The organism is Orrella dioscoreae (assembly GCF_900089455.2).
In the GTDB taxonomy this organism is placed as follows: domain Bacteria; phylum Pseudomonadota; class Gammaproteobacteria; order Burkholderiales; family Burkholderiaceae_B; genus Orrella; species Orrella dioscoreae.
The window spans coordinates 3776360-3795602 of the sequence record NZ_LT907988.1 but is presented as its reverse complement, the minus strand read 5'-3'; the positions used below and the strand labels follow the sequence as shown (position 1 = coordinate 3795602).

General features: G+C 68.8%; 17 protein-coding genes and 1 pseudogene. 10 read left to right on the top strand and 8 right to left on the bottom strand.

All coding sequences use genetic code 11. The annotated features are described in order from the left end of the window. Positions 1-160 precede the first annotated feature (160 nt). From ODI_RS17580 to ODI_RS17565, 4 genes are all read left to right on the top strand, one after another. Entirely contained in the window at positions 161-1207 is a 1047-nt protein-coding gene (locus tag ODI_RS17580) for a patatin-like phospholipase family protein (RefSeq protein WP_067748849.1), read from the top strand. 10 nt (positions 1208-1217) lie between these two features. Beyond that, on the top strand, positions 1218-2129 hold the full coding sequence (locus tag ODI_RS17575; protein ID WP_067748852.1) for a LysR family transcriptional regulator: 912 nt from the start codon (positions 1218-1220) through the stop codon (positions 2127-2129). 142 nt (positions 2130-2271) lie between these two features. Next, positions 2272-3270, top strand: coding sequence for a Bug family tripartite tricarboxylate transporter substrate binding protein (locus ODI_RS17570; RefSeq protein ID WP_067748855.1), 999 nt, complete (start codon positions 2272-2274; stop codon positions 3268-3270). Positions 3271-3293: 23 nt separating this feature from the next. Continuing rightward, positions 3294-4238 (top strand): M14 family metallopeptidase, encoded by a 945-nt coding sequence (locus ODI_RS17565; protein WP_067748938.1) that lies wholly within the window; start codon positions 3294-3296, stop codon positions 4236-4238. A 27-nt stretch (positions 4239-4265) separates the two neighbouring features. Here the strand turns inward: ODI_RS17565 and ODI_RS17560 are convergent, their stop codons facing one another. Both ODI_RS17560 and ODI_RS17555 read right to left on the bottom strand, forming a co-directional pair. After that, on the bottom strand, positions 4266-4604 hold the full coding sequence (locus tag ODI_RS17560) for an AzlD domain-containing protein (protein ID WP_231968083.1): 339 nt from the start codon (positions 4602-4604) through the stop codon (positions 4266-4268). Next, positions 4601-5326, bottom strand: a complete 726-nt coding sequence (locus ODI_RS17555; protein WP_231968082.1) for an AzlC family ABC transporter permease — start codon at positions 5324-5326, stop codon at positions 4601-4603. Before ODI_RS17555 ends, ODI_RS17560 begins: the two co-directional genes overlap by 4 nt. A 162-nt stretch (positions 5327-5488) precedes the next feature. On the opposite strand from ODI_RS17555, the gene ODI_RS17550 reads away from it, so the two are divergent. After that, positions 5489-6400 (top strand): bestrophin family protein, encoded by a 912-nt coding sequence (locus ODI_RS17550; RefSeq protein ID WP_067748858.1) that lies wholly within the window; start codon positions 5489-5491, stop codon positions 6398-6400. A gap of 13 nt (positions 6401-6413) precedes the next feature. On the opposite strand, the gene ODI_RS17545 is transcribed toward ODI_RS17550, so the two are convergent. The 3 genes from ODI_RS17545 to ODI_RS17535 form a co-directional block, all read right to left on the bottom strand. Next, a complete protein-coding gene (locus ODI_RS17545) occupies positions 6414-7985 on the bottom strand; it encodes a PAS domain-containing sensor histidine kinase (RefSeq protein ID WP_067748861.1) in 1572 nt (523 codons plus the stop codon). 139 nt (positions 7986-8124) lie between these two features. Then, positions 8125-8481, bottom strand: a complete 357-nt coding sequence (gene arsC / locus ODI_RS17540; RefSeq protein WP_067748864.1) for an arsenate reductase (glutaredoxin) — start codon at positions 8479-8481, stop codon at positions 8125-8127. Continuing rightward, positions 8478-9413 (bottom strand): LysR family transcriptional regulator, encoded by a 936-nt coding sequence (locus tag ODI_RS17535; RefSeq protein WP_067748868.1) that lies wholly within the window; start codon positions 9411-9413, stop codon positions 8478-8480. The genes arsC and ODI_RS17535 overlap by 4 nt, the downstream gene beginning before the upstream one ends. Before the next feature lie 127 nt (positions 9414-9540). On the opposite strand from ODI_RS17535, the pseudogene ODI_RS17530 reads away from it, so the two are divergent. Continuing rightward, a pseudogene (locus ODI_RS17530) lies at positions 9541-10484 on the top strand (MFS transporter). A 24-nt stretch (positions 10485-10508) separates the two neighbouring features. Here ODI_RS17530 and ODI_RS17525 read toward each other — a convergent pair. Beyond that, positions 10509-11462, bottom strand: a complete 954-nt coding sequence (locus tag ODI_RS17525) for a LysR substrate-binding domain-containing protein (protein WP_067748872.1) — start codon at positions 11460-11462, stop codon at positions 10509-10511. Positions 11463-11817: 355 nt separating this feature from the next. On the opposite strand from ODI_RS17525, the gene ODI_RS17520 reads away from it, so the two are divergent. Next, positions 11818-13224 carry an amidase gene (locus tag ODI_RS17520; RefSeq protein ID WP_067748875.1) on the top strand — a complete coding sequence of 469 codons (1407 nt, stop codon included), beginning with the start codon at positions 11818-11820 and terminating at the stop codon, positions 13222-13224. A gap of 97 nt (positions 13225-13321) precedes the next feature. Next, positions 13322-14302, top strand: coding sequence for a Bug family tripartite tricarboxylate transporter substrate binding protein (locus tag ODI_RS17515; RefSeq protein ID WP_067748878.1), 981 nt, complete (start codon positions 13322-13324; stop codon positions 14300-14302). Between the two features lie 33 nt (positions 14303-14335). Here ODI_RS17515 and ODI_RS17510 read toward each other — a convergent pair whose 3' ends face one another. Both ODI_RS17510 and ODI_RS17505 read right to left on the bottom strand, forming a co-directional pair. Continuing rightward, positions 14336-14986: a response regulator gene (locus ODI_RS17510; protein WP_067748880.1), complete on the bottom strand. Its 651-nt coding sequence runs from the start codon at positions 14984-14986 to the stop codon at positions 14336-14338. A gap of 37 nt (positions 14987-15023) precedes the next feature. Next, positions 15024-16412 (bottom strand): cache domain-containing protein, encoded by a 1389-nt coding sequence (locus tag ODI_RS17505; RefSeq protein WP_067748883.1) that lies wholly within the window; start codon positions 16410-16412, stop codon positions 15024-15026. A 201-nt stretch (positions 16413-16613) separates the two neighbouring features. Between ODI_RS17505 and ODI_RS17500 the strand changes: the two genes are divergently transcribed. Together ODI_RS17500 and ODI_RS17495 are read left to right on the top strand one after the other, a co-directional pair. Continuing rightward, positions 16614-18707 carry a carbon starvation CstA family protein gene (locus ODI_RS17500; RefSeq protein WP_067748886.1) on the top strand — a complete coding sequence of 698 codons (2094 nt, stop codon included), beginning with the start codon at positions 16614-16616 and terminating at the stop codon, positions 18705-18707. 57 nt (positions 18708-18764) lie between these two features. After that, positions 18765-18986: a YbdD/YjiX family protein gene (locus ODI_RS17495; protein WP_067748889.1), complete on the top strand. Its 222-nt coding sequence runs from the start codon at positions 18765-18767 to the stop codon at positions 18984-18986. Positions 18987-19243: the final 257 nt, after the last annotated feature.

The following is a 19243-nucleotide window of genomic DNA, read 5'->3' as shown; positions in this document are numbered from 1 at the left end:
CAGGGGCGGCCCGGCCGGACCATGATAGTGCCGCCTTCCTGGTGGCGCGGCAAAGCACCTGCTGCGCGCAGGGATGTCCGGTGCAGGCCCGCGGCGGAGCTGGCCGATACAATGGCCAGGCCGTGCCGGCCTCCCTGGCCGGCCGCCACGTGGAGACGCCATGCCCGCCAAGACCGCTGCCCGCGCCACCCGCCAGTCCCCCATGCTGCTGGACTTCGCCTTGCAGGGAGGGGGCGCGCACGGCGCCTTCACCTGGGGTGTCCTGGATCGCTTCCTGGAGGAGCCCGCGCTGGAGATCGATGGCATTTCCGGCACCTCCGCCGGCGCGATGAACGCGGTGGTGCTGGCCGATGGCTATATGGCGGGCGGCGCCGAAGGCGCGCGCCAGGCGCTGGAGACCTTCTGGCAGCGCGTCTCGCAGGCCGCGCTGCTGAGCCCCTTGCGGCGCACCCCGATGGACGTGCTGCTGGGCACCTGGACGCTGGACAACTCGCCTGTCTACCTGGCGATGGACCTGGCCGCCCGCCTGGTCTCGCCCTATGACCTGAATCCAGGCGCCTTCAATCCCCTGTCCGACATCCTGGACGAGGTCGTGGATTTCGACAGGCTGTCGCACAGCGCCATCCGCCTTTTCGTCACCGCCACCAACGTGCGCACGGGGCGAGGCCGGGTGTTCCGCAATGGCGAGATCACGCCGGACGCCCTGCTGGCCTCGGCCTGCCTGCCGACCCTGTTCCAGGCCGTGGAGATCGATGGCGAGCCGTATTGGGATGGCGGCTATTCCGGCAACCCGACGATCACGCCGCTGGTGCGCGAGTGCGGTTGCAGCGACGTGGTGCTGGTGCAGATCAACCCGGTCGAACGCGAGGGCGTGCCGCACTCGGCCCGCGAGATCCAGAACCGCCTGAACGAAGTGTCCTTCAATGCCTGCCTGCTGAAGGAACTGCGCCTGATCGCCTTGATGAGCCAGGCCACCGACCCCGGGCAGGGCGAAGCCCGCCGCTGGGCCTGCATGCGCATGCATCGCGTGGGCAGTGCCGCGATGGACGAACTGGGCGCCTCGTCCAAGCTCAATGCCGAATGGGCGTTCCTGTGCCTGCTGCGCGACGAAGGACGGCGGGCGGCGGAGGATTTCCTGGCCGCGCATCGCGGGGACATCGGCCGGCGCGGCAGCCTGGACCTGGCGCAGTACCTGGAAGGCGTCTAGGGCCTGCGCCGTGGCCGAGCTCAAGCATTTCGAAGACCTGATCGCGCTGGCCCGCACGGGCAGCTTCGTGCGCGCCGCCGAGTTGCGGCACGTGACGCACCCGGCTTTCGGCCGCCGCATCCGGGCGCTGGAGGCCTGGGCGGGCGTGCCGCTGGTCGAGCGCGATCGCGTGCCGGTGCGCCTGACGACGCAGGGCGAAGCCTTGCTGAAGACGGCGGGCCAGATGGTCGAGCAACTGGGACAGCTGCGCCACCGCATGCACCAGTCTGGACCGGGCGCGGAGGCGGTGCTGCGCATCGCCACCGGGCGCACGCTGGCCAGCACGCTGGTGGCCGACTGGATCGCGCGCCTGCGCGCCAGGCCCCGGCCGGTGCTGGGAGACACCAGCCGGGTGGAGATCGTGACCGGCAGGATGCAGGACATGGTCACCTTGCTGGAGCAGGGCAAGGCCGATCTGCTTTGCGGTTACGCGCATCCCTCCCTGGCGGTGCCGCTATCGCCGGCGCGCTATCACTTCATGACGCTGGGCACCGACAAGCTCGTGCCGGTCTGCCAGATGGACCGGCGCGGCAAGCCGCGTCATCCCCTGGCCGAAGACGGCGCCTGCGCGCCGCTCATCTCGTATTCCGGTGGCCTGTCGATGGCGCGCATCCTGGAGGACCGGCTCGACACGCGTCTCTATGCCTTGTCGCCGTTCCTGCGCTGCGACTCGCTGGACGCCGCGCATGGCGCCGCCCTGCGCGGCCTGGGGGTGGCCTGGCTGCCGTGGTCGATGGTGGCCGGCGATTGCCGGCGCGGCGCCTTGGCCGCCCTGGGCGGACGCAGCGACGAGATTCCTTTCGAGGTGCGCCTGTATCGCTCGCAGGCGGCCCTGTCGGCGCTGGCAGAGACGGCCTGGGAGGCCACGCAGCGCGGGCGATAGATCGGGCCAGTGCTGAAAAAGCACGAGATTGTGCTGGGATAGCACCTGCGCCGCGACGGGGATGTCCCAGAATTTCTTCACGGTCCCGGCCTCGATGCCGGGCACCGACAGAAATCACACAACATCATGCAAGGGGAATTCCATGAACCACGCTCGCCTGTCGGCGCGGCACGTGCTGGCCGCCTGTGGCGCCGCACTTCTGCTGGGGGCGGTCGCGCCTTCGCAGGCCGTCGCGCAATCCTATCCTGCCCGTCCCGTGACGCTGGTCGTCGGCTATCCGGCTGGCGGCAGCGTCGACCTGACTGCCCGGCTGTTCGGCGAGGAACTGTCCAGGCACCTGGGGCAGAACGTCGTGATCGAAAACGTGGGCGGCGCGGGCGGCACCATCGGCGCCCAGCGCGTGGCGCGTGCCGCGCCCGATGGCTACACGCTGCTGCTGGGCTCCACCAACGAGATCGTCATTGCCCGCATGATCAACACCGCGGTGCAGTACGACTCGGCCAAGGACCTGAGCTCGCTGGGCGTGATCGGCTCGCAGCCCTTGCTGCTGGCCGCTTCCAAGGCCTCCGGCGTGACGAGCGCCGCGCAATACCTGCAGGCCTTGCGCGCGGGCCAGCCCGGCCAGTATTACTACGGCTCGTCCGGCGTCGGCACGTCGCTGCACCTGGCGGGCGAGATGATCAACGCCTCCACGGGCACGCAGGCCGAGCACGTGCCCTATCGCGGCGTGGCGCCGCTGGTCACCGACCTGATGAGCGGGCAGCTGACCTTCGGCGTGCTGGTGCTGTCGTCCGGCCTGCCGCAGGTGCAGTCCGACAAGATCGTGGCCCTGGGCGTCACCGAGAAGACGCGTTCGCCCGTGGCGCCCGATATCCCCGCCCTGGCCGAGACGCCGGGTTTCGAGGACGTGGATATCGGCGTGTGGTTCGGCCTGTATGGCCCGGCCGGCCTGCCTGACGCCGTGGCGGATGCCTTGCGCGGCGCGGTCAGGAATGTGCTGGCCGCGCCGTCCTTCCGCGACAAGCTGGCCCAGGCCGGCGGCGTGCCTGCGCGGGCCGACCTGGACCCGGTCGTCTTCCTGGCTGAGGAAACGCGCAAGTTCGATGCCCTGGTCAAGGGCGCGAAGATCGAGGCGCAATGATGTCCTCGCACACTGCTGCACGCATGGCATTCACGCTTCCCGTTCCCGACCTGGCGGCGGAGCGCCAGGGCAATACCGGCACACCGGGCGTCTGGCACTTCGGCAGCGGCGTGCCGGGGCGCGCCGTCATGATTTCGGCGCTGGTCCATGGCAACGAGCTGTGCGGCGCCTGGGCGCTGAAGGACGTGCTGGCCGCGGGGTTGCGCCCGCGCCGGGGCAGCCTGACGCTGGCCTTCTGCAACCTGGACGCCTTCGATCGTTTCGATGCCAGCCAGCATGATGCCTCGCGCTTCATCGACGAGGACATGAACCGTGTCTGGCATGCGGACAAGCTGGCTGACCCGGCAACTCGCGAGCGTCGCCGCGCCCAGGCCTTGCGGCCATGGGTGGCCCAGGCGGACTGGCTGCTTGACCTGCATTCCATGCACGAGCCGGGCCTGCCCTTGCAGTTGACGGGCCTGCTTGCCCGCAACGTGGCGCTGGCGCGCCGCCTGGGGACGCCGGAACACGTCATTGTCGATGCCGGCCACCGCGATGGGGTGCGCATGCGCGACTTCGGGCGTTTCGGCGACCCCGCCTGCGAGGACGCCTGCGCCGTGCTGCTGGAGTGCGGCTTCCACGGCGAGCCCGCGGCGGCGGACGTGGCGCGTGATCAGGTGGCGCGCTTCCTGCTGGCAGCTGACTGCGTGGACGAGCAGGATGTGCCGGCCGGCTGGCTGCGGCCCTTGCCTGCCGCACAGCGTGTCCTGGAGGTGACGCAAGCGGTGGTGGCGCCGTCGATGGATGTGCGTTTTGCACAGGCCTGGCAGGGCTTGGAGACGTTGGAGAAAGCGGGCGCCGTCATCGGTTGGGCCGATGGCGAACCGATACTGACGCCTTATGACCGTTGCACGCTCATCATGCCGTCCTTGCGGCAGTTGCGTCCCGGCGTCACGGTCGTGCGCCTGGCGCGAGACTACGCGGGCTGAGGCCTGGCAAGCCGGCCTGGCGCCAGCCTAGCCCAGCCACTGCGCCATCAGGCCATAGGCCAGCGCGCCCATCAGCGTGGGCAGCGCCGTGCCGCCGCGCCAGCGCTTCACCGCCCACACCACCAGGAAGGCGGCAGCCAGGCGCAGGCCGGCCGTCCACGATGGCGCGTCACCCACTTCGCCCCATACCGACACGGCCAGCAAGGCTGCGATGGCGGCCGGACCGATGCCGGCCAGGCGGCGCTGGCGCAGCGTGTCCGTGGCGGCAACGTCGCGGCGGCGGCGGGCCTGCCACAGGGGCAGCAGGCGCAGCAGGAACGTGCCGGCGCCACACAGCGCCACGATGAGCATCAGGTGATCCTTCATGCGCGCACCCTTGCCGCATGGCTCAGCGCACCGACCAGGATCGCCAGCGCCAGCGCGTTGTAGCTGGGCAGCACGAAGGACAGCAGCACGGCAGCGATGGCGGCGGCGGCAATCGGCACACGGTAGCGTGCCACGTCCATGTCCAGCAGCAGGGCCAGGAAGAGGGCGGGCAGCACGAAGGTGAGCCCTTGCTGCACGAATACCGGCCAGTGGGCGATGCCGCCGACCAGCGAGGTACCCAGCGCCGTGCCCAGCACCCATGCGCCATAGGCCCCCACCTGCAGGCCCAGGTGCCACGATTCCCGCGCTTGCGCGGGCTGCGCATCGATGCGGCTCATGGCGGTGGCGAAGACCTCGTCGGTCAGGCCGAAAGCCAGCAGCGGCGTGGGCAGACGGCCCGGCGCGGTCAGCCGGGTGGCCAGCGCCGGGCCGTAGAACACGTGGCGGGCATTCATCAGCCAGACCGTCGCCACCGCGGTGACGAGCCCGGCGCCCGAGGTCAGCAGCGCGATCAGGATGAACTGGCTGGCGCCCGCGTAGACCAGAACGGACACCAGCAGCGCCATGCCTGGCGACAGGCCCGCTTCCACGGCCGCGATGCCGAAGGAAAACGCGATGGGCAGGTAGCCGGCGGCGATGGAGAGGCTGGTGGCCAGGCCCTTGAGGAAGGCACGCATGAGGAAAGGACGCTTGGAGAAGGACGTGTGCAGTGGCGTCTGCAAGCAACACGCCCGGCGAAAGCTAGACATTCTAGACGCCAGGAAACCCGCCGCCGCGCGGCGGCGACCGCCCAGGCATGAATATCGTGCCGCGAGGTTATTTGGGGAAACGGGCTTCCCGGCGCTATAGTCCCCAGCTTCACGTCGTTCCCCGCTCCCGCCGCCATGATCGTCCGTCCCCGCCCGCACTGGTTCCCCATGCTGTTCGTGGTGCGCGGTTCGGTACTGCCCCACATCGCCCCGCAACTCATTTTCACCACCGCCATCGCCATCCTGGTGACGGCGTGGCACGGCGTGGTCTATGAGTGGAAGGTCACGCTGACCTTCGTGCCGTTCTCGCTCATCGGCCTGACGCTGGCGATCTTCCTGGGCTTTCGCAACAACACCAGCTATGCGCGCTATTGGGAGGCGCGGGTGCTGTGGGGCACCCTGATGATCGAGGCGCGCAACCTGTCGAGGCAGGCCATGACGCTGGTGGACGATACGCGGCAGGCGCCGCCTTTCGTGCGCCTGCTGATCGCCTTCACGCATGCCTTGCGGCACCAGTTGCGGGGCACGGATCCCAAGGCCGATTTCGCGCGCTTGCTCACGCCCGCCGAGTGCGAACGCCTGTCGTCGGCGCAGTTCAAGCCGGCCATGCTGCTGCTGATGGCAAGCGAATGGATGGCCGCACGCCGCCGCGAGGGCACGCTGTCGCAGACGATGGCCCTGGCGATGGAAGCCCCGCTGTGCAAGATCGGCGAGGCGCTGGCTGGCTGCGAGCGCATCGCCAACACGCCCATCCCGTTCACCTATGCCGTGATCATCCACCGCACCATCTATCTGTACTGCCTCCTGCTGCCTTTCGCGCTGGTGGATTCCATCGGCCCGATGACGCCGATCATCGTGGCGTTCATCAGCTATACCTTCTTCGCGCTGGAGGCGCTGGGCGCCGAGATCGAGGATCCTTTCGGCCGCGAGCCGAACGACCTCGCGCTGGACGCGCTGTCCATCAACGTGGAAGCGACCCTGCGTGAAACGATGGGCGAGCGCGACCTGCCGAGCCCGCCCGCGCCCGTGGGCTACGTGCAGACCTGAGCGCACCCCCGGCTTACTGGCCGCGCGAAGGCAGCTTCAGCGCCTTGAGCAGGCCTTCCAGCGAATAAGGCTTGTGCAGCAGTTCGAATCCGTGCGTGCCTTCCTCGGCCAGCACGTGGCTGTAGCCGCTGGTCAGGACGACGGGCAGGTCGGGCCAGCGGCGGCGGATCTCGTGCCCCAGCTCGATGCCGCTCATGCCGGGCATCACGACGTCCGAGAAGACCATGTCGTAGCGGTCGCGGCCGGCTTCCAGCACGGCCAGGGCCGCCTGTGCGCCGGTCGCCCAGGTGACCGACAGGCCCAGCTCGGCCAGCAGGCCGTGCGCGAAGCGGCCCACGGTTTCATTGTCTTCCACCAGCAGCACCTTGCGTGGCGCCAGGGTGTTGTCGATGTCCTGCACACAGGCTGCCGCCAGCGGCACGGGGACGTTGGCCGCCCGCGGCAGGTAGAGCGTGAAGCAGGTGCCCACGCCCACCGTGCTGGTGACGGCGATCTCGCCGCCCGACTGCTTCACGAAGCCATAAACCTGGCTCAGGCCCAGGCCGGTGCCCTTGCCGGTGGGCTTGGTCGTGAAGAAGGGTTCGAAGATGCGGCCCAGCGTGTCGGGCGCGATGCCGCTGCCGGTGTCCTCGACGGAAACGGCCACGAAGGCGCCATCGACGCGCGCATGGCGGCGCAGCGGCGGCACGTGGTCGACATTGCGGCTGGAGATGGACAGCTGTCCGCCGTTGGGCATCGCGTCGCGCGCATTGATGACGATGTTCAGCAGCGCCGTGTCGAATTGCGCGGGGTCGGCCAGCACGGCCGAGGTGTCGACCGCCAGGGTCTGGCGCTTGACGATGCGCCCGCCCAACGTCGTGTCGATGATCTGCGCCAGGCCGTCCAGTCGCTGCGACACGAAGAAGGCCTCGGGCCGCAGCGATTGGCGTCGCGCGAAGGCCAGCAGCTGGCGGGTGAGGCCCGCCGCGCGCTCCGCGGTTTCCGCGATGGCGTTGACGTAGTGCGCGCGCCGCGTATCCGGGATGCCGGGGCGGCGCAGCAGCTCGGCCGAGGAGCGGATGACCGTCAGCAGGTTGTTGAAGTCGTGCGCCACGCCGCCGGTCAGGCGGCCGATGGCCTCCATCTTCTGGGATTGGGCCAGGGTATCTCGCGCGCGCTCGATCTCTTCCTGCGCGCGGCGGCGCTCGGTGATGTCGCGCGTGATCTTGGCGAAGCCGATGGGCTCGCCTTTTTCATTGCGGATGATGTCGATGACGACGTTGGCCCAGAACGGCGAGCCGTCCTTGCGCACGCGCCAGGCCTCGCTTTCGAAGTGGCCGTATTGCAATGCGGTGGACAGCGCGCGTTGCGGTTCGCCGCGCTCGCGGTCCTGCGCCGTGTAGAAGCGGGAAAAATGCTGGCCGATGATTTCCTCGGCCGCATACCCCTTGAAACGCTGGGCGCCGGTGTTCCAACTGCTGACATTCCCCTGCAGGTCGAGCAGGTAGATGGCGTAGTCCCGGATGGCATCGACCAGCAGCTGGAAGCGCTGGTCGCCGTTGAGCGCTTCATCGAGGCTCGGGCGGGGCGCTATGGGTGCATTCATGTGTACGTGATCGCTGCAGGAGAGTGGCGCGGCTGGAAGTGCCGCAGCTGGCCCCATCAGACTGCTGGCTGGGGGAGGTGTCAATGCGGACTGGTCCGCGTGGCGCGCAAGCCGCAGCCTGCGCGCGTCCGGACAGGCGTCAGGCGGGCAGGATTTCCTTCACGAGGTCGGCCGGGCGGCACAGCCGGGTGCCCTGCGTGGTCACAACGAAAGGGCGGTTGATGAGGATAGGGTGTTCCAGCATGGCTGACAACAGGTCTTCGTCGCTGGCGGCCGGATCGTCCAGGCCCAGCTCGGTGTAAATCGGTTCCTTGGTGCGGACGGCCTCGCGCACCGTCAGGCCGGCCGCGCGGATCAGGGCGGCCAGCGTGGCGTGCGACGGCGGCGACTTCAGGTACTCGACGACGACAGGTTCGATGCCGGCCTCGCGCAGCATGGCCAGCACGTTGCGCGAGGTGCCGCATTTGGGGTTGTGGTAGATCGTGGCGGTGCTCATGCGGCCTCCGGCAGAGTGGGGCGGGTTGGCGTGGGAGCCGGCGGATTGGCTTTGCCGCCGGCAACGAGGTGTTCGACCATGTAGTCGATGAAGACGCGCAGCTTGCGCGAGGCATGGCGGCTGGCGGGCCACAGCAGATGGAAGGAGCCGGGCCGGTCGACGTGCATGTCCAGCACCGACACCAGTTCACCGCGGGCCAGCGCGTCGCGTGTCAGGAACTCTGGCAGGCACGCGATGCCCAGGCCCGCGCGCGCGGTGTGCAGCAAGGATTCGGCGGTGGTGGAGATCAGCGTCTCGCGCATCGGGGGAATGTCGGCATCGCCCAGCGGCCAGCGCGCGATCTTGCCGGTTTCGGCGTAGCGGTGCAACAGGCAGGCGTGGCCCGCCAGTGCCGCGGGCGTGGCGGGCGTGCCATGGCGCGCGAAATACTCGGGTGAACCGACCAGCACATAGCCGAAGCTGCCCAGCGAGCGCGACATCAGCCGCGAGTCGCGCAGCGCGCCGCCGCGCACCACCACGTCGAAGCCTTCGTCGATCACGTCCACCAGCCTGTCGGTCAGGTCCAGCTCCAGCTCGATGTCCGGATAGGCGCGCAGGAAGTCGGTCAGGATGGGCATGACCAGACCGCAGATGAGCGGCATGCTCACGCGCAGCTTGCCGCTGGGCGTGCCGGTGTGGTGGCGCAGCTCGTGTTCGGCGGCCTCGGCCTCGCACAGGATGCGGCGGCAGCGTTCGCGAAAGAGGGCGCCTTCGGGAGTGAGCGCGATGCTGCGCGTGCTGCGGTGAAACAGCCGCACGCCCAGGCGGGCCTCCATGCGGGCGATGCTCTTGCCGATGGCCGATGCCGACACGCCCAGCACCCGGGCCGCCTGGGTGAAGCTGAGGGTCTCGGCCACCTGCACGAAAACGGCGATGCCGCTCAGGCTGTCCATGATGAAACGCCGTCCAGAAACATGATTGGGGAATTCTAAGTCCGATATCAGCGGAATTGCAGCCTGTTTTTCTTTTCAGCGCCGATTCCTATCCTGCCTGTCTCTTCCCGCCGCAGGGTGGGGTTCGATGACGGAACAGGACACACACCTCATGCATGCAAGCGATCTCGCCGGCCAGATGCCGGCTTCCGCCGCGCCGCGGCTGCCCTGGGCAGGGCTGCTTGCCCTGGCCACCGCCGGCTTCATCACCATCCTGACCGAGGCCCTGCCCGCGGGCCTGCTGCCGCAGATGGCGGCGGGCCTGGGCGTCTCGGAATCCATGGCGCGCCGCTGGCTTTCTCGCTGGGCATTCCGGGCGGCACCCTGCTGGGCGCGCTGGTGGGCTGGCGCCATGCTTTCGGCCTGATGACCCTGATGACGCTGGTGCTGATCGCCTGGGTGATGTGGAAAGTGCCGCCGGTGCCTGGCAGTCGCGAAGGCCGCCGCCAGGCCGGCCTGCGGGAGGTCTGGGCCATGCCGGGCGTGGCCGCCGTGCTCGTGACCACGCTGCTCTTCGTGCTGGGCCACAACATCCTCTACACCTATATCGCGCCGTATCTGATCGGTGTGGGACTGGGCGCGCGCGTCGACGTGGCCCTGCTCGCCTTCGGACTGGCCAGCATTCCGGGCATCGCGCTGGCAGGCTGGCTGGTGGACCGGTGGATGCGGACACTGGTGCTGGGCAGCATCCTGGCTTTCGGCGCGGCAATCCTGATGCTGGGGCTGGCGGGGGGCGCGGCGTGGTGCGTCCATGCCGGGGTGGCCTTGTGGGGCCTGGCGTTTGGCGGCGCGCCCACGCTCTTCCAGACGGCATCCGCCAACGCGGCGGGGGACTCGGCCGACGTGGCGCAATCCTTCATCGTGACGGTGTGGAACCTGGGCATTGCCGGTGGCGGCGTGCTGGGCGGGCTGGTGCTGGACGGCCCGGGCGCGGCGGCCTTGCCGTGGGCGGCGCTGCTGGCCCTGCTGGGCGCCTGGTTCGCGGCCTGGCTGGCGCGCGCCGCAGGCTTTCCCGCGATCGGCCGGGCGTGACCTTCCGGCCGCCGCCCGCGCGCCCTACCGTTCGCGCAGCGGCGAACCGGCCAGCTTGGGCACGCGCGGCCGGCGGCGCCGGATGTCCGCCAGCAGCGCGTCGCAGAAGGCGCGCACGCCCGCCGACAACTGCCTGCCGGCCATCGATTGCACCTGCAGCACGCGCTGGCTCATTTCCGGATTGCTGATGGGCACCAGCACCTGCCGGTCCGGCCGCAGGCGGTTGCGCACCGCCAGCGAGCCGATCAGGTTGACCGCGCTGCCGTGGCGCAGATAGGCCGCCAGGCCGCTGATCGAATTGCTGGTCATCAGGACCTGCGGACGCAGGTCTTCCAGGCTGCAGACCAGGTCGAACAATTGCCGGATGGTGTTGGGCGGCGTGGGCAGGACCAGCGGATGCCGCAGCACCTCGCGCAGGGTAACCGACTTCAGGCGCGCCAGCGGGTGGTGGCGCGACACGTGGGCATAGACGGGCGCCACCTCGGAGTGCTCGACGCGGATGCCTTCCTGCGCCGCCGTGGCAAACGTCAGGCCCAGGTCCACGATGCCTTCGCGCACGTGGCGGGTCACCTGCGCGGGCTCGCAGTTGATCATCGAGAAGGTCACGCCCGGATAGCTTTGCTGGAAGCGCGCGATGACGGACGGCATGTAGTCGTGCGCAAAACCATCGGTGCAGGCCAGGCGCACGGCGGTGTGCGCCAGGCTGGCCAGGCCGTGCAGCGCATCTTGCAATGCCTGGGCATCGAGCAGCGTGCGGCGCGCGTAATGCTGGACCGCCAGGCCGGCTTCGGTCAGGCGCATGCCCCGTGGGTCGCGGTGGAACAGTGGCGTGCCCATGTCCGATTCCAGCCTTGCGATCTGCCGGCTGATGGCGGAAACCGCGACGTGCAGGGTCTGCGAGGCGGCGCTCAGCGACCCGCGCTGGGCGACTTCCAGGAAATAGGCCAGGGGCGTGGCGTGCAGCGAGGCGGGTTTCATCGGGGAGGAGGCACGGTAAGGAAGGGGTGGCTTGCCTGGAAGGAATATAAGTGTTTTTTGCCTTGCTTTTTTTCGAAAGCAATTTTCTCTTGTGATGCGCTGCGGCCGTGCATGGCGCAGTGCCGCTTTTCACGCCAGGAAAGGCCGTGATGCTGCGTCGCGGCAGGCATGCGCCAGGACAGGGAAAACCCCGGCGCGCGGGCACCACCAAAGTGCCGCCTGACTGCCGCGGCGGGCCGCGCGGCGCGCCGGTGCGTGCCGGGGCAGGGATTCTCCTGTCGCGTCTCGCGGCGTATCGTGCAGCCATGCGCCGCGACGATGGCGCCACCCGCAGACGAGGAGACACCCCCCGATCATGAATGCACTCACCCAGCTCACCGCCGTGCAGGCCCGTGCCGCCATCGAACGTGGCGAGGTCCGTGTGCGCGAGCTCATGGAGGCCTATGTGCAACGCGTGCAGGCGGTCAACCCGCGCGTGAACGCGCTGGTCAGCACCTGCCTGGACCAGGCGCTGGAAGAGGCCGGCCGCGCGGATGCGCAGCGCCAGGCCGGTGTGCGGCAGGGCCCGTTGTTCGGCTTGCCGGTGGCGCACAAGGACTCCTATCTGGTACGCGGCGTGCGCACCACCTTCGGCTCGGAAGCCTTCCGTGACTTCGTGCCCACCCAGGACAGCGCCGTGGTGGCGCGCCAGCGCGCGGCAGGAGCCATCGTGCTGGGCAAGAGCAACATGCCGGAGTTCGGCGCGGGCTCGCACACCTTCAACACCCTCTTCGGCCCCACGCGCAATCCCTACCGGCTGGACGTCTCGGCGGGCGGCAGCAGCGGCGGGGCGGCAGCCGCGCTGGCGGCGGGCATGGTGGCCTTGGCCGACGGTTCGGACATGGGCGGCTCGCTGCGCAACCCGGCCAGCTTCTGCAACGTGGTGGGCCTGCGGCCGTCGCTGGCCCGCGTGCCGATGTCGCCTTCCAGCTACGGATGGAATGGCGTGACGGTGGGCGGCCCGATGGGCCGTTGCGTCGATGATGTGGCGCTGCTCTTCGGCGTGCTGGCGGGCAGCGATCCGGGCGACCCCCTTGCGCTGCCGGCCGACCCGCAGGATGCGGAGCGCCTGCCGCGGCGCGATCCCAAGGGCCTGCGCATCGCGGTCAGCCGCGACCTGGGCGGCCTGCCAGTCGAGCCGGCGGTGCTGGCCGCGCTGGGAGAGGGCGTGGCGTATCTGCGCGACATGGGCTGCATCGTGGAGGAGGCCGAGCCCGATTTCACCGAGGCCGACGAGGCGTTCGAGATCCTGCGCGCGCTGGCCTTCGCAACGAACTTCGGCACGCTGGAGCCCGCGCGGATGGCGCAGGTGAAGGAAACCGTGCGCTGGAACATCGATGTGGGCCTGACGCAGACCGGCGCCGACGTGGCGCGCGCGGAGCGCATCCGCTCCGCCATGCATGCCCGCATGCGCACGCTGCTGGAAACCTACGATTTCCTGGTGGCGCCCGTCTCGCAGGTGGTGCCCTTCGATGTCGAGTCCGAATATCCCACCCGCATCGCGGACGTGGACATGCCCAACTACATCGCCTGGATGCGCTCATGCTCGCGCCTGACGATGACGGGCCACCCCGCCATCTCGGTGCCTTGCGCCTTCACGCCTGACGGCCTGCCGGTGGGCTTGCAGATCGTCGGCCGCTATCGCCGCGAACGCGAGCTGCTGGCGTTCGCCCGTGCCTTCGAAGAAGCGTGCCCCGCGGCGCGCGTGCGGCCGGGGCTGTAGCGCGGCCAGGCGGTTTTCCGTTTTCTTCCTTCGGTCCTGACGCCGCGCGGCAGACGCGGCGCGTACCGGTATTTCCTCAACGTTTCAGGAGAAGTCGATGCGCAGCGTAGCAATGCTTTGCCGGATGGCCGTGGTGGCCTGCGTGGGCATGGCCCCCGCCCTGGCCGCCCAGGCCCAGGACTATCCCAATCGCCCCGTGAGGCTGATCGTGCCGTTCACGCCCGGCGGCTCCACCGACGTGATGGCCCGCCTGCTTGCGCCCGTGCTCGGGCAGCGCCTGGGCCAGACCATCGTGGTCGAGAACAAGCCGGGCGCGGGCACGGTGCTGGGCGCCGACCTGGTGGCGCGTTCGCCTGCCGACGGCTACACGCTGCTGCTGAGCGCGGCGTCCACCTATACGGTCAATCCGGTGGTGTACGCCTCCTTGCCCTACGACCATGAAAAGGCCTTCCAGCCGCTGGGCATCGTCGCTTCCACCCCGCTGGTGTTGCTTGCCAACCCGGGCAGGATCAAGGCGAACACCTTGAAGGAACTGGCGGCCGAGGCGGCCGGCCATGCCGACCTGGCCTATGGCTCCTTCGGCAGCGGCAGCACCTCGCATTTCGCGGGCGAGATGCTGAACACCGCCCTGGGCATCCAACCCGTGCACGTGCCGTATCGCGGTAGTGCGCCAGCCATGACGGACCTGATCGGCGGCCAGGTGCCCTTGACCGTGGACACCGTGGTGGCCGCCGCGCCGCAAGTGTCGGCTGGCAAGGTCAAGGCGCTGGCGGTGACCAGCGCGCAGCGCTCGCAGATGCTGCCCGATGTGCCCACCGCCACCGAAAGCGGCTATCCCTCGGTGCAGTTCAGCACCTGGTTCGCCTTCGTGGCGCCGGCAGGCCTGCCGGCGCCGGTCAGCGCGAAACTGGAGCAGGCGATTGCCGGCATGATGGCGGACAAGGCGGTGCGGGACAGCCTGTTGGCCAACGGCTACGAGCCCGAGTACGGCACGCCCGCGCAGTATCGCGAGCGGGTGGCCGAAGAGCTGCCGCGCCTGCGCAGGATCGCGCAGGACGCGAAGATACAGGCCAACTGAAAAACCGACGCCTGGGGCGGCGCGTCTGCCGCCTTAGAAGCCGCGGTGCTCCACCGCGAACTTCACCAGTTCGGCCTGTCCTTCGATGCCCAGCTTGCGCTTGATGTTCTGGCGGTGGGTTTCCACCGTGCGCACCGACAGGTGCAGCGCCTGGGCAATCTGCTTGTTCGCGCTGCCCTGCGCGATGTGGCGCAGGATGTCCTGTTCGCGCGGACTCAGCAGCGCGGTGGGCAGCGAGCCCTGCGACAGGCGCAGCGCCACGGCGGGGCTGAAATAGTTGCGCCCGTTCATGATGTGTTCGATGGCCGACAGGATTTCCCCGGCGGGTTCGTCCTTCAGCAGATAGCCGCGTGCGCCGGCGCGGATCGCCTGCATCGTGTATTCGACGTTGTCGTGCATCGACAGCACGATCATCGCGATCTGCGGCCAGCGCTCGTGGACGATGCCGGCCAGTTCCAGTCCGCCCATGCCGGGCATGTTCAGGTCCATCAGCAGCAGGTCGGGCAGCGCATCGCCGCGCTCGTCGCGGGCCTGCAGCCAGGCCAGCGCGGCGCGGCCATCGTCCGCCTCGCCCAGCACTTCCAGGGTGGGCACGGCCTCCAGGCGCAGGCGCAGGCCGTCGCGCACCAGCGGATGGTCATCGACGAGAAGCAGCCGGACGGGTTGCGGGAAGGCGAGGGTCATGGTGTCGAGGCGAAGCAGGTCGGTTTGAAGGAGGGCATCAGGCGGGCAGGGGCAGGCGCGCGACGATGCGCGTGCCGGCGGGGCTCGAGTCCAGCGTCATCGTGCCGCCCAGCGGCGCCACGCGTTCGCGCATGTTGCGCAGGCCGATGCCGCCTTCGGGGGCGCGCTGGACGTCTTCGTAGTCGAAGCCCTGGCCATTGTCGCGGATGGAAAGCTGCACGTGGCGCGGCAGATAGTCCAGCGCAAGTTGCACGGTGCTGGCCTGCGCGTGGCGCACCGCGTTGGTCAGGGCTTCCTGGGCAATGCGGTACAGCACGGTGTTGTGCGCATCGGGCAGCTTCACTTCCTGGCCGTGCACCACCACCTCTGAACGCAGCACCGGCGGCTCGCCGGTCGCGTCCGTGACTTCGCGCGCCAGGTGGCTGAGCGCCGCGGGCAGCCCCAGGTCGTCGAGCAAAGAGGGACGCAGGTTGTGCGAGATGCGGCGGATTTCGCCGACCGTGGCATGCAGCCTGTCCAGCGCGCCGCTGAGCGGCTGTTCCACCTTCTGCAGCGCAGGGTCGTCCTGGCCGGGCAGCCCGCGCAGGCGCGCCAGCGCCGCTTCCAGCAGCAGCTTGGTGGAAATCAGCCATTGGCTCACGCCATCGTGCAACTCGCGCGACAGCCGCGCGCGCTCTTCTTCCTGCGATTGCACCACCTGCCGTGCCAGCAGGCGCAGCTTGGCGTCGGATTGCTTGTGGTCGCTGATGTTCAGCGCCAGGCCGCACAAGGCCACGCCCAGCGTGCCGAAGAAGGCGATGGCGGCCACCCAGGCCAGCATGTTGCGGATGTTGCCTTGCGCGGCGGCATCCAGGTCGGCCAGCGTTGTCTCGATGTCGTCCAGGTAGATGCCGGTGCCCAGCATCCAGTTCCACTCGGGCACGGCGACGACGTAACCCAGCTTCTGCATTTCGCGTTGCGCCGAGGGCTTGTGCCAGAGATAACGCACCAGTTCGCCTTGCGCGCCGCTGCGCCGCGCGGCGGCCAACAGCGGTTGCAGCACCAGTTGGCCAAGCGCGTCGCGCATCACGCTGACGTCGCGGCCCACCAGTTCGGGCTGGCGCGGATGCATGAGGCTCAGGCCGTTCAGGTCATAGACGAAGAAGTAGCCGTCACGGCCGAACTCCATCTTGGACAGCAGCGACAACGCCTCGCGCTGGGCGGCGGCGCTGTCTTGCGCGCCCACCAGCGGCTGGATCACGCTCTGCGCCAGCTTCACATAGTGGCGCAGCTCGGCCTGCTTGCTGTCCAGCCAGGCCTGCTCGACCGCGTGCTTTTCCTGGCGGCTCAGCGTCGTCCCGTGGTGATAGACGGCATAGGCCAGGAAGGCGAGGGCAAGCAGCAGGGGGACAACGGCAAGCAGCAGGATCTTGAGTCGGAGCTTCATGGCGATGAGAGGGGCCGTCAGGGCGCGTGCAGTGCTCCTGGGGGAAACCCTGAGCTACGTAGGCGTGTTGCACTGCACTACGTGGTCCTGCGTAGATAACTCGCGTGGTTTCGCGCTTGTTGCGTTGCGGTAGCGTCGAAATACTACCGCGTGCGCCGACATGGTGCGCAGAAACAACAACAAAGCGTGCGAGGAGCCGTCATGCAAAGCAGTCAAAGCTGGCTAGGTCGTCACCTGGTCTGGATCGGGGTCGCCCTGATAGGCGCGTTCGCGCTCGGGACAGTCGCCCTGTCCCGGGGCGAAACCATCAATGCCCTGTGGATCGTCGTCGCGGCGGTCTGCGTCTACCTGATCGCGTATCGCTATTACAGCCGCTACATCGCCAATACGGTGCTGCAGCTGGACGCCACGCGCATGACGCCAGCCTGGAAGCACAACGACGGCCTGGACTACGTGCCCACCAACAAGCACGTGCTGTTCGGCCACCACTTCGCCGCCATCGCGGGCGCGGGTCCGCTGGTCGGCCCGGTGCTGGCCGCGCAGATGGGCTACCTGCCCGGCGTGCTGTGGATCCTGGCAGGCGTGGTCTTTGCCGGCGCCGTCCAGGACTTCATCGTGCTGTTCGTCTCGACGCGCCGCGACGGCCGTTCGCTGGGCGACCTGATCAAGGCCGAGCTCGGCGTGGTGCCTGGCGTGATCGCGCTGTTCGGCGCCTTCATGATCATGGTCATCATCCTGGCGGTCCTCGCGCTGATCGTCGTCAAGGCGCTCACGCACTCGCCCTGGGGTCTCTTCACCGTTGCCGCCACCGTGCCCATCGCGCTCTTCATGGGCGTGTACCTGCGCTACATCCGGCCGGGCCGCATCGGCGAGGTCTCCATCATCGGCTTCATCGGCCTCATGGCCGCCATCCTCTTCGGCCAGGACGTGGCCGCCAGCGCCACCTGGGCGCCCATCTTCGACATGGACGGCCGCGGCCTGACCTGGGTGCTGATCATCTATGGCTTCATTGCCGCCGTGCTGCCCGTGTGGCTGCTGCTGGCGCCGCGCGACTACCTGTCGACCTTCCTGAAGATCGGCACCATCGTCGGCCTGGCCCTGGGCATCGTCTTCGTCGCGCCCGACCTGAAGATGCCCGCGGTCACGAAATTCGTCGATGGCTCGGGCCCGGTGTGGTCGGGCAATCTGTTCCCCTTCCTCTTCATCACCATCGCCTGCGGCGCCGTCTCGGGCTTCCACGCGCTGATCTCCTCGGGCACCACGCCCAAGCTGATCGAGAACGAAACCCAGGCCCGCTACATCGGCTACGGCGGCATGCTGATGGAGTCCTTCGTCGCCATCATGGCCCTGGTCGCCGCTTGCGTGATCGAGCCCGGCATCTACTACGCCATGAACAGTCCGGCCGCCCTGATCGGCACCACGCCCGAGCAGGTGGCGCAGACGGTTTCCAGCTGGGGCTTCCTGATCACCCCTGACCAGCTCACGCAGATGGCCACGGACGTGGGCGAGAGCACCATCCTGTCGCGTGCCGGCGGCGCCCCGACGCTGGCCGTGGGCATGGCCTACATCCTGCACCAGTTCACCGGCGGCGAAGGCATGATGGCCTTCTGGTATCACTTCGCCATCCTGTTCGAGGCGCTCTTCATCCTGACCGCCGTGGACGCGGGCACCCGCGCCGGCCGCTTCATGCTGCAGGACCTGCTGGGCACGTTCTCGCCGGCGCTGCGCCGCACCGAGTCGCTGCCCGCCAACCTGATCGCCACCGCGCTCTGCGTGTCGGCCTGGGGCTACTTCCTGTACCAGGGCGTGGTCGATCCGCTGGGCGGCATCAACACGCTGTGGCCGCTCTTCGGCATCGCCAACCAGATGCTGGCCGCCATCGCGCTGACGCTGGGCACCGTGGTGCTGTTCAAGATGAAGCGTGACCGCTATGCGTGGGTGACGGTCGTGCCGACCCTCTGGCTGCTGATCTGCACGCTGACCGCGGGCTGGCAGAAGCTGTTCCATCCGGACCCCAAGGTCAGCTTCCTGGCGCACGCCGCTCGCTACAAGCAGGCGATTGCCGACGGCACCGTGCTGGCCCCCGCGAAGTCGCTGGAGCAGATGAGCCGCATCGTGTTCAACGACTACGTGAACGCCGGCCTGTGCGTGATCTTCATGGCGGTGGTGGTCAGCATCGTGAGCTTCGCCGCCCGCACCGTGATCCTGGCCCGCCGCAACAGCCAACCGACGGTGAAGGAAACGCCGTTTGAACTGCTGCCCGCCGACGCGGTCGCGGTCAAGGGCGCGCATTAAGGGCAAGACCCGGGCGGTTCACGCCGCCCGGGAACCGAATCGACCCGGAGACGTCAGATGATGCGTTTGAACTTGAGCGGCGCCGCCCGCCAGGCCGGCCGTGTCGGCGGCTACCTGGGGCAGACGCTGCGGCTGATGGTCGGGGTGCCCGATTACGACACCTACTGCGAGCACATGCGGCTGAACCATCCGGACCAGGAGCCGCTGTCCTACGACGCCTTCTTCCGCAACCGGCAGGATGCGCGCTACGGCGGGAAAGGCCGGATCGGGTGCTGCTGAGGGTGCTTCTTCCATTTTGATTTTTTTTCTTGATTGCCGCCTGGGTGGTGCTTGAGATTTTTCGAGCGACTGCCTTGCCTCTGTGGAGCTGACTGCGTTGTTTGCGTGGTCAGCTCCTTTTTTTGTGGGGGTGGACCGCTGGGTTGACGGTTTGTGCACCGCTAGGTTGACGGCCGCCGAGGGTGGTCGTGCCGTCGGCCGCCTGCCGCGTGGTGGGGCGCCCACAGCGCCCCGCCCCCCGCAGAAGGCGCCCGCCG